The organism is Flavobacterium sp. (genome assembly GCF_031537875.1).
Classification (GTDB): Bacteria; Bacteroidota; Bacteroidia; order Flavobacteriales; family Flavobacteriaceae; genus Flavobacterium.
In genome coordinates this window covers 38,748-57,011 of record NZ_JAVKNB010000003.1, presented here as the reverse complement: position 1 = coordinate 57,011, position 18,264 = coordinate 38,748, and the positions used below count along the sequence as shown (strand labels likewise).

At 35.9% G+C, this 18,264-nt stretch carries 14 protein-coding genes; 4 read left to right on the top strand and 10 right to left on the bottom strand.

The annotated features are described in order from the left end of the window. Positions 1–105 precede the first annotated feature (105 nt). The 5 genes from RMR09_RS01150 to uvrC form a co-directional block, all read right to left on the bottom strand. Positions 106–1,335, bottom strand: coding sequence for a peptidoglycan DD-metalloendopeptidase family protein (locus tag RMR09_RS01150; protein ID WP_310594003.1), 1,230 nt, complete (start codon positions 1,333–1,335; stop codon positions 106–108). Positions 1,336–1,347: 12 nt separating this feature from the next. Then, positions 1,348–2,283, bottom strand: coding sequence for a tryptophan 2,3-dioxygenase family protein (locus RMR09_RS01145; RefSeq protein ID WP_310594002.1), 936 nt, complete (start codon positions 2,281–2,283; stop codon positions 1,348–1,350). Beyond that, positions 2,283–3,053: a DUF3108 domain-containing protein gene (locus RMR09_RS01140; protein ID WP_310594001.1), complete on the bottom strand. Its 771-nt coding sequence runs from the start codon at positions 3,051–3,053 to the stop codon at positions 2,283–2,285. Before RMR09_RS01140 ends, RMR09_RS01145 begins: the two co-directional genes overlap by 1 nt. Before the next feature lie 396 nt (positions 3,054–3,449). Continuing rightward, complete coding sequence (locus RMR09_RS01135) at positions 3,450–5,786, bottom strand: patatin-like phospholipase family protein (RefSeq protein WP_310594000.1); 2,337 nt, start codon at positions 5,784–5,786, stop codon at positions 3,450–3,452. Between the two features lie 6 nt (positions 5,787–5,792). After that, positions 5,793–7,586 carry an excinuclease ABC subunit UvrC gene (uvrC, locus tag RMR09_RS01130; protein ID WP_310593999.1) on the bottom strand — a complete coding sequence of 598 codons (1,794 nt, stop codon included), beginning with the start codon at positions 7,584–7,586 and terminating at the stop codon, positions 5,793–5,795. A 203-nt stretch (positions 7,587–7,789) separates the two neighbouring features. On the opposite strand from uvrC, the gene RMR09_RS01125 reads away from it, so the two are divergent. Both RMR09_RS01125 and RMR09_RS01120 read left to right on the top strand, forming a co-directional pair. Beyond that, complete coding sequence (locus tag RMR09_RS01125) at positions 7,790–8,353, top strand: 5-formyltetrahydrofolate cyclo-ligase (RefSeq protein WP_310593998.1); 564 nt, start codon at positions 7,790–7,792, stop codon at positions 8,351–8,353. A 62-nt stretch (positions 8,354–8,415) separates the two neighbouring features. Further along, positions 8,416–10,407, top strand: coding sequence for a biosynthetic peptidoglycan transglycosylase (locus tag RMR09_RS01120; RefSeq protein WP_310593997.1), 1,992 nt, complete (start codon positions 8,416–8,418; stop codon positions 10,405–10,407). Between the two features lie 80 nt (positions 10,408–10,487). Here the strand turns inward: RMR09_RS01120 and RMR09_RS01115 are convergent, their stop codons facing one another. The 3 genes from RMR09_RS01115 to RMR09_RS01105 form a co-directional block, all read right to left on the bottom strand. After that, on the bottom strand, positions 10,488–11,525 hold the full coding sequence (locus RMR09_RS01115; RefSeq protein WP_310593996.1) for an NADP(H)-dependent aldo-keto reductase: 1,038 nt from the start codon (positions 11,523–11,525) through the stop codon (positions 10,488–10,490). Between the two features lie 216 nt (positions 11,526–11,741). Next, positions 11,742–12,683: an OmpA family protein gene (locus RMR09_RS01110; RefSeq protein ID WP_310593995.1), complete on the bottom strand. Its 942-nt coding sequence runs from the start codon at positions 12,681–12,683 to the stop codon at positions 11,742–11,744. Between the two features lie 169 nt (positions 12,684–12,852). Next, positions 12,853–13,617 (bottom strand): exodeoxyribonuclease III, encoded by a 765-nt coding sequence (locus RMR09_RS01105; protein ID WP_310593994.1) that lies wholly within the window; start codon positions 13,615–13,617, stop codon positions 12,853–12,855. A gap of 143 nt (positions 13,618–13,760) precedes the next feature. On the opposite strand from RMR09_RS01105, the gene RMR09_RS01100 reads away from it, so the two are divergent. Continuing rightward, the gene (locus RMR09_RS01100) at positions 13,761–15,566 is read left to right on the top strand and encodes a lysophospholipid acyltransferase family protein (protein WP_310593993.1); all 1,806 of its coding nucleotides are present in this window, start codon (positions 13,761–13,763) and stop codon (positions 15,564–15,566) included. 97 nt (positions 15,567–15,663) lie between these two features. Here the strand turns inward: RMR09_RS01100 and RMR09_RS01095 are convergent, their stop codons facing one another. After that, positions 15,664–15,945 carry a TM2 domain-containing protein gene (locus RMR09_RS01095; protein ID WP_310593992.1) on the bottom strand — a complete coding sequence of 94 codons (282 nt, stop codon included), beginning with the start codon at positions 15,943–15,945 and terminating at the stop codon, positions 15,664–15,666. A 15-nt stretch (positions 15,946–15,960) separates the two neighbouring features. Then, entirely contained in the window at positions 15,961–16,905 is a 945-nt protein-coding gene (locus RMR09_RS01090) for a 2-hydroxyacid dehydrogenase (protein WP_310593991.1), read from the bottom strand. A gap of 90 nt (positions 16,906–16,995) precedes the next feature. Here RMR09_RS01090 and nhaA point away from each other — a divergent pair, with 90 nt between their 5' ends. Further along, on the top strand, positions 16,996–18,135 hold the full coding sequence (gene nhaA / locus RMR09_RS01085) for a Na+/H+ antiporter NhaA (protein ID WP_310593990.1): 1,140 nt from the start codon (positions 16,996–16,998) through the stop codon (positions 18,133–18,135). Positions 18,136–18,264: the final 129 nt, after the last annotated feature.

The following is an 18,264-nucleotide window of genomic DNA, read 5'->3' as shown; positions in this document are numbered from 1 at the left end:
ATTGGTTTGTTTTGTTGTTTTTAAATTTTGGGCAAAAATACTGAAATTAGTTTGAATACAAATTGTACCCAAAACATATCACAATTTTAAAAAAAAGAAGTGTTTTTATAAGTTGGCTACACTATCCAACTCTCTTTTAAGCGGTTCGATTTGTTGTATGTATCTTTTTTTAGACGCGCCGGTCATCGATTCTCCTGTTGGTAATTTTAAACGTAATGCATCAACTTGAACGCCGTTTTTCCAAAAACGATAACACACATGAGGCCCTGTAGCCAATCCCGTACTTCCCACTAAACCGATAACTTGTCCTTGTGTAACATGTTGCCCACGTCTTACTAAAATTTTAGACATGTGAAGGTATTGTGTCGAATACGTTCCGTTGTGTTTGACTTTTACAAAATTGCCATTTCCTGTAGTGAAACCCGTTTGTTCTACCACACCTGCTGCAGTCGTTGTAATCGGTGTTCCATAAGGAGCTGCATAATCGGTTCCTTTGTGCGCTTTCCAAATTCCTTGAACAGGATGCAATCGATTAGAGCTGTATCTAGACGTAATTCGACTAAATTTAATGGGTGTTTTCAAGAAAAAATTCTTCAACGTTTTTCCCTCGTCGTCATAATATTCAATTTTTCCCGACGAATTAGAAGCAAAGGGAAATGCATATACTATCTTTCCCTTGTATTCGAAAAATGCCGCTTCTAAACTATCAACTCCATCATAAATAGAATCATTAATATATCTTTCTGTGAAGGTCAAAGCAAATCGATCTCCTTTTTTTAATTTGAAAAAATCAATCGACCAAGCATAGATTTTGGTGATTTTGCTTGCTAAAGAGCCTTCCACTTTTGCACTCTCCAACGTTTCAGAAAGCGAACTTTTCAGCACGCCACCAATCGTTCTTCGTTTGATTTTGATAGGTTTAGTTTTTTTATACGCCACCACCGAAGTATCTCTCAAATCAATTACATAATAATTGACTGCATCAGGTTGATAGATAAAAACCTGTAATTTGTTCTTCTTATGCTTAGATCGAAGCAAAACATAGGGCTTGTTGTAACGCATGATACGCACATCAAAAGTATCTTTCACTTTCTCGATGATATCGTACACTTCTTTGTCTCCGATATTTTGTTTTTCGATAATACTCCCAAATGTATCTCCTTTTTTAATAGTATCGTGAATTACGTTAAAATCAGCATACATAAATCCAAACTCGCTTGCCAAAGGAGTTTTTTTTGCTTCTTGTTCTTCTATAGTTTCTTGGTTTTTAGTGCAAGAAACAATGGTCAACACAATTAGTAGGCTTACGAAAAAGGGCTGTATTCTTTTTAACATTTGGTAATCGTATTATTTTGTTTCTCCCCATTGCGCTATTTCTTCAGCGCTCCAAAGTTCAGGAAAAAAGATTCTTCTTTGGTATTTAGGGTGCATGTATTTTTTCCAATCACTCCCCCCTGTGGCTTCACCATCTCCAATGCCACTTTGATCAATATACTTAATGGCCACATTCAAATGCTGCATTACCCATGTAATATTTACAGTGTAATCATAATGACGCATTGCTTGAATCAATTCAGAATTATTTTGATCTTCTAGAGGCAACTGTTTGAATTTTTGCCAAATATTAATCGTGTTGTACTCTTGCATGTGACTCAAGAAAACATTTTTATATTTTCTTTCAAACTCTTCCAAAAGAAATGATTTTTCTCCTGTTTTGTAGTCTTTACCCGCGGCTTGCCAATACAAATGTTCAAAAGCAAATTCATACGAAGTATCTCTGTTAATAGATGATCTAAATCGATAATCAATCAAATTAATTAAATCGGTAGAGCAAAATTCAATCAATCGGTATTGTGCACTTTGGAAACCACTCGCTGGTGTCAAAGTAGTTCTAAATTTCATGTACTGTTCCACTTCCATTCCGTTTTCCATAATTTCGAAAGAAGTAGTCAACATATCAAAATAGCGACTAATTCGCATTAATCGCTCCGTAAAAAAATCAATTTTAATATCCTGACAATACGATATTTGTTGCATTTCCCATAAAATCATTTTGAAAATCAATTCATTGACTTGGTGGTACATGATAAAAACCATCTCGTCTGGAAGCGTTGTTCTCTGAGTTTGAAGGCTTAGCAAAGCATCAGTCTGTATATAATCCCAATATGTTATGGGTTTAGACCAGAGCAGCCCTTCTAGATGGGTTTCGGATTTTTGATTTATGGCGTCGTATTTTAAATCAATTTCTTTTAAAATAGCCTTTGTACTATCGGTACTAGTCATTATTGTTTTACTTTAAACGGATTTTTTAATCCTTTGAATGCGTCTAAATCGGCTTTTATGGAACCTACGGCAAGACTTGCTTGGATTCTCAATGGAATTTTATTGTCATCGTCTGAAATCCAAACGGTTACACTTTCTTGCTCTTTAAAAACCCTCCCTGATTGAACCAAAGGACGGAATACCATGGTAGCAATAGTGCCAAATTTAGTAGTAATATCTTCCCGACCAATAAATTTTAACTTAAACTTTGTAGTTTCTTCATCAAAAAACATATCAATAGCAACTGATTCTCCGGGTTTAATTTTGTCAATACTTGGGAAATTTCGCAAATAGTAAAAGGCAGACATAATGTCCTGCGTATTTTTAGGAATTACAAATGTCTTTTCTGTATCGTTTTTATAATCTTTGACCAAAATTCTATTGGCAGAGGGTGTAAAAAATCCTTCTTGGTTTTTGGTGTAACCACCTTCATCTATTTTTCGAACAAACTGATAGGGATTATTAGTTGATTTATCAATGTAACTTTCATACAAATCATCTACTTTAAAGAAAAATCGAGAAACTCCCGTGGTATAGCCCTTGCCAATAACATGAAATACTTTTGTGTTGTTTACAGTAGCATCTTTGACCTCCAAAGTGGCATAGCCCGCGTTGACAAAACCATAATGAATTCGGAATTTAAACCATTCCCCGGCACCGAAAGCATCTTCTTTTTGGGAATACGAAGAAATGGTGATTAAGAAAACTATGAAGGAGGCGAATTTTTTCATCTTGATTTTGGTGTACTTACTAGTTATAATTACCAATTCCGTACCAAAAGTATTAAAACAAAAAAACTCAGTCAAATATTGACTGAGTTTTTGTGCTATTAACTAACCAAAAAACTATAAATTATGAAAATTTATATCAAAAATCGAAAGGAAACCACCCCTTTCATTTTTGTTTTACAAATTTACAGCAAGTTGAATCAATTTTTTTTCTAAAAATATACTTTAACAGAAGATTTGTCATTTATAAAACCGAAAACACTTATTTTTTTACATAATAAAAAAATAAGTGCCTTTTTTAATGATTATTTTAATTTATTTTGAACAAAATTCGTCAAAATTCACAATAAAATTCAAAATTTTAAGAGTTTTCAAGGTCAAAAACGTCTAATTAAAGTCTTAAAACCAAAAACCAACTCCAAACCAAGTATATCCTTTGGCATTTTCTGGAGACCACGAATATTTAACTTCAACAGGACCTATAGCGGTATCTAACCCATATCCAACTGCGTAACCTGAATATTTAGGAAAAGCAATCCAATTTACTGACGAAAATAGATTATGATCTAAATTAGCAAAATTAGCAGAAAAATTCAGGTGATTGTTTCTATAAAACTGATAATCAACTGTTCCACTAGCCTTAATATAGCTATTAGCGGCTACACTTAAAAAATCGTAACCATAAAATTGCTTGAAATTATTAATAGGATTAAATCCGTATCCTCCTAAAACAAAATTAAAGAAAGGAACACTATCACTACCAATAGAAGCTCCTGCATCTCCTTGAAATTTGAAAGTTACCTTATTAAAAAAAGTAATTGCCTTTCTAAAATCTGCTTTAAGGATTGAAAAAGGATAAAAATTAGTCGTGTAATTTGAAGACAATAGATACGATTGAAAATCAGCCGCAAAATACCAGCCTGTTTTTGGAAAATATTTATTGTCGAAAGAATCATATTTCATATACCCAAAAGCACTCCAATAGCTGCTGTTATCAATCGTCGAATTAGTATTAGTCAAAATATCTGATTTGATTTTTAAATATTTCAACTCAGCTCCTGCTCCAACTAAAAACTTTTGTGCAAAGCCTGACTGGACGTAAGCTTGAGTGGTTAAATCTGAAAAATCAACATTAACTGCATCTATTCCAAAAGACATCAAATTTAAGTCTCCTAAAGATTTAGTTACATTGCGATTAAATTGATTGAACTGCGACCTAAACCCGAAACTAATATTAAACCCATTATCGATATAATAATCTAAATTGTATCTAAAATTATCTCCAAGAACCAAATCAAGCGAAGCAATGTCATTTTTGAACAACGCTTTCTTATGGGTTAAATTAATCAAAACGCCACTTTTAAACAAGCCATCATAATGCAAGCCAAATTTTAAATAATCCTTAGTAGGATTTTCCACTAAACTCAAATTTAGACTTTCTCCATTTTCACCTGGCTCAAACGAATAACTAATAGCGCTGAAATTTTGGGTAGCATTGATCGTATTGATTCCTGATTGCAAATCAGCATAAGTAAGCTTTTTACTTGTTTTGAAATGCAATTTCCCCAATACATAATCTTTATTGAAATTCTTCAACTCATTGGTGTAGACATGACGAAACTGTAAACTATCTTTTTCCAATTGCAATTTTGGCTTTTGATATGGTTTTTGATAATCCGCCAAAGCGTGAATTTTTTCATATACAGAAAAAGCAGCTTCTTCTCCTTTTTGAACAATTTCTTTGCCTTTATCAAAGGAAATAACCCCATAATTTTTAATGTCAGGATTAATGTAAATATTGGTGTCTTGAATTTTGTTCTTCATCTTTTCAATCGACTGAAGATTCGTAATTTGAACCAAAATCTTAGTAGCATTTTTAAGTTGAGATCGATCAGCTAATCCATCCTGTACATTAACCCCTATTATAATGTCTGCACCTAAATTTCGAACCTCCTCTATAGGATAATTATTAGCCACACCGCCATCAACTAATAATTCGCCGTCAATTTCTATAGGCGAAAAAAGAGAGGGGAAAGCAGCACTTGCTAACATCGCTTGCGCCAAATTTCCTTTGTTAAGCACTACTTGTTTTCCTGTTTCAATATTAGTTCCAATACACAAAAAGGGAGTTGGCAACTGATTAAAATCTCTCACATGGCGCACATTCCGAGTCAGTTTGCTCAACAGATTAAAGTTGTACAAACCTTTAGACAATGCCTCGGGAATTCCGATTCGGAATTTATTGAATGGAAGCACTAAAGCATACGATTCGTCATTCCGTTTTTCGTAAAAACTCTTGGAAGACCTCGGAACAAAATCATTAAGTAATTCATCAAAATTAGTAGTCTGAAATATAGAATCTATTTGTGTAGCATTATATCCCGAAGCATACAATCCGCCAACTACGGCTCCCATACTAGTACCACCAATATAATCAATTTTTACTCCCGCTTCTTCAATTACTTTCAATACCCCAATGTGTGCAAATCCTTTGGCACCTCCACCACTTAATACCAATCCAATTTTAGGTCTTTTTTGTTCTTGAGCAAAAGTATTTTGAAAACTGAATACGAATAGTACCGCAAACAACAAGCCCCAGATGGAAGTGGAAAGCCCCGAAGATTGAAATCTCATTTTTTCTTGAAAAAAAAGAGCGACAACAGAAGCTCCTTTTTTTTCCTTAGAAAAAAAAGATTGTAATTGAGGACTTGGAGTGGACAGCTGGGATAGGCTCATAAAAAATTATTTGGTAGTGTAAAAGTCGGTAATTTTTTTGGCTTTTGATAGCCCAACCACCTCAGAAATTTCTTTTTCGGTGGCTAATTTCAATCTTTTAACACTTTTGAAATGCTGAATTAAGGTAGTCATGGTCTTTTCGCCAATGCCTGGAATGGATTCTATAGACGAATTAAGAGCGGCTTTACTGCGTTTGTCACGGTGATGGGTAATCCCAAAACGGTGCGCCTCGTTACGCAATTGCTGAATGACTTTGAGCGTTTCGGACTTTTTGTCGAGGTACAACGGGATAGAATCGCCGGGATAAAATAGTTCTTCCAAACGCTTGGCAATACCAATAATCGTAATTTTTCCTCGCAACCCCAAGTCATCAATGCTTTTTAAAGCCGAAGACAATTGCCCTTTCCCTCCATCAATAATAATCAACTGCGGCAAAGGTTGGTTTTCGTCCAAAAGGCGTTTGTACCTGCGGTACACCACTTCTTCCATAGAAGCAAAATCATTAGGCCCCTCAACTGTTTTGATATTGAAATGGCGGTAATCTTTCTTGCTGGGTTTACCATCTTTGAACACCACACAAGCCGAAACAGGATTGGTTCCTTGAATATTGGAATTATCAAAACTCTCAATATGACGAGGTTCTACCGGCAAACGCAAGTCTTTTTTCATTTGAGCCATAATTCGGTTCACGTGACGATCAGGATCTACAATTTGTAATTGTTTCAACTGCTCAATGCGGTAGAATTTGGCATTGCGAATAGACAGGTCTAAAATTTGTTTTTTGTCGCCCAATTGAGGCACAGTAATTTTGATGTTTTCGCCCAAATCGACCTCAAAAGGAACAATTACTTCTTTAGACAACAATTGAAAACGCTCTCGCAATTCAATAATAGCTAGTTCCAATAATTCTTCGTCGGTTTCTTCCAATTTTTTTTTGATTTCCATGGTATGGGAACGAATAATCGATCCGTGGGAAATTTGTAAAAAATTGACATAGGCCGCACTTTCGTCTGAGACAATCGAAAACACATCAATATTGGTGATTTTCGGATTGATAATCGTAGAACGCGATTGGTAATTTTCGAGGATTTCTATTTTTTCTTTGATTTTTTGAGCCTCTTCAAAACGCATTTCTTGAGCCAATTCAACCATCAAACGCTTAAAATCTTTCATGCTTTCTTTGAAATTTCCTTTCAAAATTTCGCGAATGGCATCAACTTGTTTTTGGTATTCGGCAACCGTTTCATATCCTTCGCAAGGTCCTTTGCAATTACCAATATGGTATTCTAAACAGACTTTGAACTTGCCACTTTCGATATTGTTAGCACTCAAATCAAAGTTACAAGTGCGCAACGGATACAATTCTTTGATCAAGTCCAAAATAGTATTTACAGTCTTGAAACTCGTGTAAGGTCCAAAATATTCTGAGCCGTCTTTGACCATTCTTCGGGTAGAAAAAATTCGCGAAAATGGTTCTTTTTTAATGCACAACCACGGATAACTTTTATCGTCGCGCAACAATACGTTATAGCGCGGTTGCAAGGTTTTTATTAAATTATTTTCCAGCAAAAGCGCATCGGTTTCGGTAGGAACAACGATGTGTTTGATGGTTACAATCTTCTTGACCAAGACATTCGTTTTGGCCGTATCGTGAATTTTATTGAAATACGACGAAACTCGTTTTTTTAGATTTTTGGCTTTGCCCACATACAGAATCTTTCCGTCTTTATCGTAGTATTGATAAACACCTGGATTGTCTGGTAGCGTTTGTATTTGTAAAGCAATGTTGGGTAATGTCATTTTAAGTCGAGTCGAATTGTTTCCAAATTTACAAATAACATTCTTGCAAATCAAAATCATCGGTTTTCTTTTGCAGCGCGAAAATTAATGCTACTTTTAGGAATTAGAACCATTAAGGAATTAAGGCTCATTAAGTGATTCCTAAATTTAACTTAATGCCTTAATGGTTTAAAAAGAAAATTCAATTCTTATTTTTGCAGATTATGACAAAAACCGAATTACGCGCGCAATACAAGGCCTTACGAAAAACCCTTTCGGAAGAAAGTATCGAAGAAATGAGCTTGGCAATTGCCAATAGTGTGTTGGCACTTGATATTTGGAACAAAACATATTTTCATGTTTTTTTACCCATTGAAGAACAAAAAGAAGTTAATGCCGAATTTTTGTTGCATTTACTTTCTGGCAAAGACAAGGAAATTGTGATTTCGAAAGCCGATTTCGACACCCGAAAAATGACACATTACCTGCTCACGGACAATACCAAAATCAAGAAAAACGAATACAATATCCCAGAACCCATGGACGGAATTGAAGTGCCGTCGTCCAAAATTCAAGTCGTTTTTGTACCTCTTTTGGCTTTCGATACAAAAGGAAATCGTGTAGGTTATGGCAAAGGTTTTTACGATCAGTTTTTAGCCGAATGCACCCCTGAAACGATCAAAATTGGACTTTCGTTCTTTGAAGCCGAAACCTTCATTGCCGATGTTTTTGAAAAAGACATTCGTTTGGATTTCTGCATCACTCCAAAAAATTGCTACCGCTTTTAATTTGAACTAAAAAATTGGCTTTTTTTTACTTTCTTTACAACTTCAATTATTCTGCATTTTTTATGAGATTCAACAAGAAGAAAATAGGAATTACACTCGGCGTTATTTTCGTTTTATTGGCTTCTACTTTGGCTACATTTTATTATTTCAGAGACGAAATTTTAAAAGTAACCTTAGAGAAAGTGGCCGTTAAAATGGATCGTGATTACGATAGTAAATTTACCATAAAAACAGCTTCTTTTGATGGGATTTCAGCCGTAAATCTAACCGATGTGGTTTTGGCTCCTAAACATGCCGACACCTTATTCAAAATCCAAAAAATGAAAACCAGTATCAGTTTTTGGCATTTACTCATTGGCGATGTGCAATTAGGTACTTTAGAAATCAAAAACGGTTTGGTGCAATTGACAAAAAAAGGCAACGTTCGCAACTTTGATGCTTTTCTAAAAAAGAACAAAAATCAAGAGGTTACGGATGAAAAAAGAGATTACGCAGCCTTAGCTAAACGAATCATTTTTCGCTTATTGAATTTGGTGCCAACGGATATGGACATTAAAAACTTGGTTTTCAAATTAGATGACAATGGAAAAAAAGCGACTATTGATGTCAAAAAATTAGTTTTGGATGGAGGCGATTTAGAAAGTGTGATTCATGTTAAAACCAACACTTTTGCACAACGTTGGCGCATTGCTGGAGAAGCTGATCCAAGAGACCGTACAGCCGATATTCAGTTTTTCAATATGGATAAAGGGCCTATTAAAGTGCCTTATTTGGATGAACGATTTCATTTGCTTTCTAGTTTTGATTCCATTCGTTTGAATATAGAAAATATTGAAAGTGATGGCGACGAATTCCATATTGATGGTTACTCCTCGATTGCCAATTTGAATGTTAATCATCCTAAAATTGCGAGTAAAGATGTGGTCATTCGCAATGCACGTTTTGATTACCGATTCTTGCTAGGCGAAGACTTTATCTCGTTAGATAGCTCTTCAACCGTACAATTGAATAAAATTAAATTCCACCCGTATTTAGCTTACGAAACCGAAGAAGATACCATTTATAAAATGAATATCCGTATTCCAAAAATGCAGGCACAGGATTTTATCACTTCGCTTCCCGATGGTTTGTTTACCAACTTTCAAGGCATGTTAGCTAGCGGAAATTTTGATTATAAATTGGACTTTATGTTCAATAAAAACAAACCTGAAGATATTGTTTTTGATAGTAAATTGAATAAAGAGAATTTACGTATTTACCGTTTTGGCCAAGCCAATTTAGGAAAATTAAATGGCGAATTTGAGTACCGTGCCATTATTGATAATGTGCGACAACGTCCTGTTTTTGTAGGTAGTTCAAATCCGAATTATACTCCAATGGATCAGATTTCACCTTATTTGAAAAAATGCGTGTTGACTACCGAAGATCCTTCTTTCTTTAGACATCGCGGATTTATAACCGAGGCATTCAAACAATCGATTATCAAAAACATCAAAACCCGAAAATTCTCCCGTGGTGGTAGCACCATCAGTATGCAATTAATCAAAAATGTGTTCTTGACTCGTGAGAAAACATTATCTCGTAAACTGGAAGAAATTCTGTTGGTTTACATTTTGGAAAACAACCGAATTGTAAGCAAAGAACGTATGTTAGAGGTCTATTTCAATATTATTGAATGGGGTCCAAACGTATACGGAATTGGCGAGGCAAGTCGTTTTTATTTCCAAAAAAGTCCAGCGAATTTAACGTTTAACGAATGTTTGTACTTGGCTACTATTATTCCAAGTCCAAAGAAATTCATGTATCAATTTGACGATCAAGGAAACCTGAAAGGATTTGCTTTGAAAAATCAACGTTATTTGAGTAATTTGATGTTACGCCGAGGGATTTTAACGGCTAGTGATAGCATCAATCCGTATGGGGTTTCACTTTCGGGAAATGCGCGCGCGTTTTTAACTATTCGTAAGCATCAAGACACCACTGGTATAGCAGTAGATTCTATTCCACCGAGAGAAGAATTTGATTTTGAATTCCTGAAAACAGGTGAGGAATAGTTTGATATACGATATACGATTTACGAAGTTTGAAATAAATTAAAAAAGCTTCCAGACTTAAAGACTGGAAGCTTTTATTTTTATGGTGCTGGATCAGGAATAATTGCTTGAATTTTGTCAATTTCTTTCAAGACTTCGTCTGAAAGTGTTACCTGAATGGTTGCGATATTTTCTTTTAATTGTTCCATAGTTGTGGCACCAATAATCGTACTGGTTACAAATGGTTGTTGCTCAATAAAAGCTAAGGCCAATTGCGTTAGCGTTAATCCATGGTTTTGAGCAATTTCGTTATACAAACGAGTCGCTTCAGCTGATTGCGGACTACTATATCTTGCCATTTGAGGAAACAACGCTAATCGAGAAGTTGGATGTTGTTGTCCATTTAAAAACTTTCCAGACAAAAGTCCAAAAGCCATTGGAGAATAGGCTAATAAACCTACATTTTCGCGCAAACATACCTCAGCATTGCCCACTTCAAAAGAGCGATTCAATAAAGAATAGGGGTTTTGTACGGTTTTGATTTTAGGTAAATTGTGGTATTTGTGCTCTTCCAAGAAACGCATTAGTCCCCAAGGTGTTTCGTTTGACAACCCAATATGTTTGATTTTTCCTTGTTTGACAAATCCTTCCAAAGTAGTCAATACCTCGTGAATATTATCTTCCCAAGCATCGTCTTGTGCTTTGAACCCACGTTGTCCAAAGAAATTAGCTTTGCGTTCTGGCCAATGCAGTTGATAAATATCTACATAATCTGTTTGTAAACGTTGCAAACTATGGTCTAAAGCATACTGAATACTCGCTGGAGAGAAATCCACTTTTTCACGCATATACGCAAATGCCGGATTCGGTCCCGCTATTTTCGTTGCCAAAACTACTTGATCACGATTCCCCGTTTTTTTAAACCAAGTTCCCAAAATACGTTCGGTACTTCCATAAGTTTCTTGACGTCCCGGTACGGAATACATCTCGGCCGTATCAAAAAAGTTAACCCCGTTTTCTAAGGCATAATCCATTTGGGCATGACCCTCTACTTCTGAATTTTGTTCACCAAAAGTCATCGTGCCTAAACAAATTTTACTGACTTTAATTTCAGTATTGGGGATAGTCGTGTATTTCATGTTTGTAAGTCGCTTTTTTTGAGAAACAAATATACTAAAGGAATGGTAATAACAATGGTAAAAGTCTAGTTCAAATTGAATACGATTTACGATTAAAATAGTTCACGGATTTAACAGACTTCATAACACAGATTGAAACGGATTCTATAAATAGCAAAAAGGCCCGACAATATGCTGAGCCTTTTGTAAAAATAAATTTATGTATTTGAGGTGAGACTAATTAATCTCATTCAACATTTCTGCAATAGCATCTAATCTTGGTGTTAAGATAATTTCGATACGACGGTTTTTTGCTTTTCCTTCAGTGGTTGCGTTACTCGCTAAAGGCGAAAATTCTCCTCTACCTGCAGCAGTCAAATTTTGCTTGTTGATTTTTTTGTTTTCGCTCAATATACCCACGATTGAAGTCGCTCTTTTAGTCGATAAATCCCAGTTGTCAGCAATTGGTCCCGAAGCTGTAAAGGCATCATCATCGGTGTGGCCTTCAATTAAAACGGCAATATCTGGATTATCTCCCAATACTTTTCCCAATTCAACCACGGCTTTTTTACCTTCGGTACTTACCGCCCAACTTCCTGAACTAAACAACAATTTGTTTTCCATAGAAACGTATACTTTTCCGTTTTTTTGTTCAACAGTCAAGCCCTTACCTTCAAAACTATTCAATGCTTTAGACAACGTCTCTTTTAGTTTTTTCATGCTTGCCTCTTTCGCCGCAATCATGTCTTCCAATTCTTTCAAACGTTGTGCGTTTTTGCTTAGTTGCTCTTGCTCTAAAGCTAAAGCTTTAGCTTTTTCGTCTAACTCGTCTAGCAACTCACGATTTTTCTTCATGTTGCTTTCTAAAGACTCATTACTATTTTTTTCTAAAGCAGCGTACGAATCTTGCAATGCTTTGTACTTATCTACATTTGCTTCATGCTCTGCTTTTAGTTTAGTATAATCGGCTTTCAATTTATCTAAATCTGTTTTCAAAGCCGCACCGTCTAATTCTAATTGGTTTTTGGCTTTCGCCAAAGCTGCATTTTCGTCAGCAAGTGTTCTGTTTTCTTTCTTTAAGTCGGTATACTTACTTTCTAAATCGGTATAGATTTTTTTAGACACACAAGAAGTGCTTAAAGCTAGTACTAACAATCCGATGGCAACTTTTTTAATCATGATGAATGGGGTTTATATTGTATTTGTAACTAAAACTATATTTTTTCTTTTTTATTGTAGCGCCGTAGCCCTGATAGAAGCGATATCCTTTTTTTAATTGAGGCGGAGGCACTCGAAGCCGAAATTTATAAAAAGATAAAGCGTATAGCAGGAAAAAGCTCCCACAAATTTACTCAATTTCTACCAAAATCGGACAATGGTCTGAATGTTTGGCTTCAGGCAAAATCAAAGCACGTTTGATTCGGTTTCTCAATGGCTCACTTACCAAGCAATAATCGATGCGCCACCCTTTGTTATTTAATCGCGCCGTTGGAAAACGCATCGTCCACCAAGTGTAATTATCCGGTTCTTTATTTAAAAAACGGAAGCTGTCAATAAAGCCGCTTTTCAAGAAATTATCTAACCAAGAACGCTCAGCAGGCAAAAATCCAGATACATTTTTATTACGAATTGGATCGTGAATATCAATGGCTTCGTGGCAAATATTGTAATCGCCACAAATGACCAAATTAGGAACTTCCTTCTTCAAATTATCAATGTATTTTTGAAAATCATCCATGTACATGAACTTGTGATCCAAGCGCTCCGAATTGGTTCCCGAAGGCAAATACAAACTCATGACAGAAACGTCATCAAAATCAACACGCAGGTTGCGCCCTTCAAAATCCATGTGTTCAATTCCAGTTCCAAAAACGATATTGTTAGGCTTTGTTTTGGACAAAATAGCCACTCCACTGTACCCTTTTTTGGTAGCCGGAAACCAGTAATGATAAGGATATCCTGCTAATTCAATATCCAAAGTTGGCACTTGATCAGCTTGTGCTTTAATCTCTTGAAAACAAATGACGTCTGGATCAGCTTGTTGCAACCATTCGAGCAATCCTTTTGAAATGGCTGAACGAATTCCATTGACATTATACGAAATAATTTTCATTGAAAGGTGGTGTTTTTATAGTTCCCTATTGTGGCGTAATACCGTCTTCAAATGTAATAAAAAAGTAGAAGTTTGATTCCAAAAAAGTCAGAAAATGGAGTTTTTTGTTATCTTTGTCACTTGCCTCAAACACAAAAAATGATATGGGTTTAGTAACTGCTAAAGAAGTTGCGAAAGCAATAAATACGGATAAATACGGATTCCTTGGTACATTTTCGGGCTGGGTACTCATGAAAGTACTTAAGATTTCTGAATTGAATAATGTCTATGATAGAAACAAACATTTAAGTGAAGTAGCTTTCTTGAATGGGGTATTAGACGATTTACAAATCAAATTTGAAATTCCAGAAGAAGATTTAAAACGCCTTCCAAAAGAGGGGGCTTATATTACCATTTCGAACCACCCCCTTGGTGGAATTGATGGTGTTTTGTTATTGAAATTAATGCTCGAAAGAGAACCTAATTTTAAAATTATTGCCAACTTCCTTTTGCATCGCATCGAACCTTTGAAAAAATACATCATGCCGGTAAATCCTTTTGAAAATCATAAGGATGCTAAATCGAGTGTGGTGGGAATCAAAGAAACTTTTCGTCACTTAAGCGATGGAAAGCCTTTAGGAATGTTCCCTGCCGGTGAAGTTTCGACCTACAAAGACGGAAAATTAATGGTGGACAAACCTTGGGAAGAAGGTGCTATCAAAGTCATTCGCAAGGCACAAGTACCTGTGGTACCTATTTATTTCCACGCCAAAAATAGTGGTTTATTTTACTTCCTTTCTAAAATCAGCGGTACGTTACGTACAGCCAAATTGCCTTCGGAAGTATTCAGTCAAAAACACCGTGTCATTAAAGTACGTATTGGTAAACCAATTTCGGTATCCGAACAAAATGAATACAAGTCATTGGATGAATATTCGGAATTCTTGAGAAAGAAAACCTATATGTTAGCCAATCCTTTTGAGAAAAAAAGCAAATTCTTAAAAGCCGCTAGCTTAAAACCTTCGAATAAAAATCCTAAGGAAATAGTAACACCTGCTAGTACTGAAAAAATGATTGCTGAAGTGGATGCCTTAAGAGCCTCTGACGCGCGTTTGTTACAAAGCAAAAATTATGAAGTATTCTTCACCAAGGCAGATAAAATTCCAAACATTCTTCACGAACTAGGTCGTTTAAGAGAAATTACCTTTAGAGAAGTGGGAGAAGGAACGAATGAGTCTATTGACTTAGATGCTTACGATCAATACTACCACCATCTTTTTTTATGGGATGACGAAGCAAAAAAACTAGCCGGCGCCTACCGTATGGGATTGGGAGCTGAAATCTATCCTAAATACGGAATGAATGGTTTTTACTTGAATAGTCTTTTCCGTTTTGAACCAGAATTACATGATATGATGAGCAAGTCCATCGAAATGGGACGTGCTTTTATTATTAAAGAATACCAACAAAGACCGATGCCGTTGTTCTTGCTATGGCGCGGAATTATCCATACTACCTTACATTATCCAGAACATAAATTTTTATTGGGCGGGGTAAGTATTAGTAACCAATTCTCTGATTTTTCAAAATCATTGATGATTGAATTCATGAAGTCTCATTATTACGACCCATATATTGCGCAGTACATTCACCCTAAAAAAGAGTACAAGGTGAAATTAAAGGATGCCGACAAAGATTTTGTTTTCAATGAAACGGAAGCCGATTTGAACAAATTCGATAAAGTTATTGATGAACTGGAGCCAGGAAGTTTACGCTTGCCTGTTTTGATTAAAAAATACATCAAACAGAATGCGCGTTTGGTAGCTTTTAATGTGGATCCTTTGTTCAATAACGCAATTGATGGACTGATTTACCTTAGAATTTCGGATATTCCTGAAAGCACTATGAAGCCTGTTATCGAAGAATACCAAGCCGAATTAGAACGAAAATCCAACGAGAAAGAAGACTAGAATTAGAATTGAACCATTAAGATAGTAAGTTAGATTAAGAAAAACTCTTAATGATTCTTATTGACTTAATGGTTGAAAAAATAGTTACTGCTAATAATTAAAACCAGTGCTTTTGCCCTACTTGATACGTTTGATAAAACTCTTCATCTGATTTAGTCAGGTAAATAATCCCTTCGATTAAGCCAAACAAACCAGTCAATGCACCGCAAGAGCAAATACTTAAGATTAGCCAAATTATACCCGTTCCCGTGTATCCCAAATAAAATTTATGCACTCCAAGCGGACCTAATAAAAGGGCAAAAATCCCACAGGCGACCTTTTTATTATTTTGGAATTGTGGTTGCGGAGTATTCCAGGCTTCGTGTTTTACAGTTTCCATACCGTTAGTTTTTAGTTACAAATAAAGTGCTTTTATTTTATCGACAATCACTTGAGCCAAGCGTTCGTGACTTTCAAATGTCCAACCCGCAATATGAGGAGTTAAAATAACATTTTTGGCATTCAATAAATACTGAAATGCTTCGGGAGTAGTCGCCTCTTGGAACAAGGTTTCGAACGATAGTTTTTCATATTCCAATACGTCCAATCCTGCGCCTAACACTTTGCCCGACTGCAAGGCCGAAACCAAATCAGCAGTAACAATGTTTTTTCCGCGCGAAGTATTGATAATCCAAAGTGGCTTTGCAAATCCGTTAATGAATTCAGTAGTGACCATTTTATCCGTTTCGGGAGTCCAAGGAATATGCAAACTTAACACTTCCACTTTCTCTTGAAATTCGGCAAAACTCACTTGTTTGGCATTGGCATCACCCACATTTTCCTGAATGTCATAGCACAAAACATCCACCTCAAAACCTCGCAGTTTTTTGGCGAAAGCCTTACCCATATTTCCGTAGCCAATTATTCCTACCGTTTTTCCGTCCAATTCATGTCCGCGATTGCTTTCTCGGTTCCAATGCCCTGCTCTAATTTCAGCATCGGCTTGATTTAGGTTGTTAAACAGTGATAAAATCATACCTAAACTGTGTTCGGCTACTGAATTCCGGTTCCCTTCGGGAGCGGCGATGAGAGCAATATTTTTGGATTGGGCATACTCACAATCAATACTTTCCAAACCCGCTCCTACACGTGCAATAAATTTCAAATTAGTGGCTTTATCTAAAAAGGATTTGTCAATTTTAAATCGGCTACGAATAACAATGCCTTGGTAATTATGTATTTTAGCTTCAATTGCCTCTTTGGAAGACGTAAAATCTTCATGATTCACGAAACCTGCTTGTTCCAATTGATCCCAAAGCAAAGGGTGGTTGCTGTCGATATGAAGAATTTGTATGGCCATAAATGGATTGTATTTTGCAAACCCAAATTAACAAAAAAAATAGGTGTGAAATGTGTAAATTGCACTCATTCTAATTAAAATGTAAAACAGATGAACGCCAGCCGATTGTTTCGAGAATTTTTTGAAAGCGAAAAAGCGGGCGGTTTGCTATTACTTTTGGTTACGCTACTTTCTTTGACATTAGCCAATTCTCCTATTCAAAGCGGCTACATTGGGTTTTGGGAAACACCAATAGGACATCATTCCATTACACATTGGATCAATGATGGCTTGATGACCATTTTCTTTTTATTGATTGGATTAGAATTGGAACGCGAACTATATGGTGGCGAATTGTCGAACATTAAAAATGCTACTTTACCCATTTTTGGAGCTCTCGGCGGAATGGCTGTTCCTGCGGGGATTTTTTTAGCTTTCAATTTTGGAACGCTAACACAAAACGGTGCCGGAATCCCTATGGCTACCGACATTGCTTTTGCCATTGGAATTTTGTCACTTTTAGGCAATCGAGTGCCAACGTCTTTAAAAATATTCTTAACCGCTTTGGCAGTTATTGATGACTTGGGTGCTATTCTGGTTATCGCCATTTTTTATACAGAAACCATTTCCTTTCTCTATTTAGGATTAGCATTTAGTATTCTGGGGGGTCTATTTATTTTGAATAGAAGAAATGTACACAACCTGATTCCCTATCTAATTGGCGGCGGATTGATGTGGTATTGCATGCTCAATTCAGGCGTGCATGCTACGATTACAGGAGTCCTTTTGGCCTTTATCATTCCGTATGGAGATGGCGGCAAAAAAACTTCTTCTTACCGCTTGCAACACGCATTACATCGTCCAGTCGCTTTTGTCATCTTGCCTTTATTTGCCATTGCCAATACATGCATTGCTATAGATAATAATTGGCAAGAAGGACTTGCTCACGCCAATTCTATTGGAATTATAGCTGGACTCGTATTGGGTAAACCCATCGGAATTTTACTTTTTGCTTTTATTTGCGTGAAACTAGGCATTGGTTCTTTGCCTAAGGATTTACAATGGAAACAAATTTTAGGCGCCGGAATGTTAGGCGGTATTGGTTTTACTATGTCTATTTTCATTACACTTTTGGCCTTCAAAAATGATGGAGAAGACGTAATTACTTATTCCAAAATCGCCATTTTAGTCGCTTCGTTTGTATCAGGCACTTTGGGATTTTTGTGGTTGAAAATGAGTTTGAAGAAATAGACTTTTGTCATACTAATTTTTGAATTAGTTCATTTTCAAATTAAAAAAATTGCTACATTTGAAAAGCCCCTGTAACTGCAATAGACCCCAAGTCGTATTCCTTTTACAGATTTATTTTAAATAATTAAT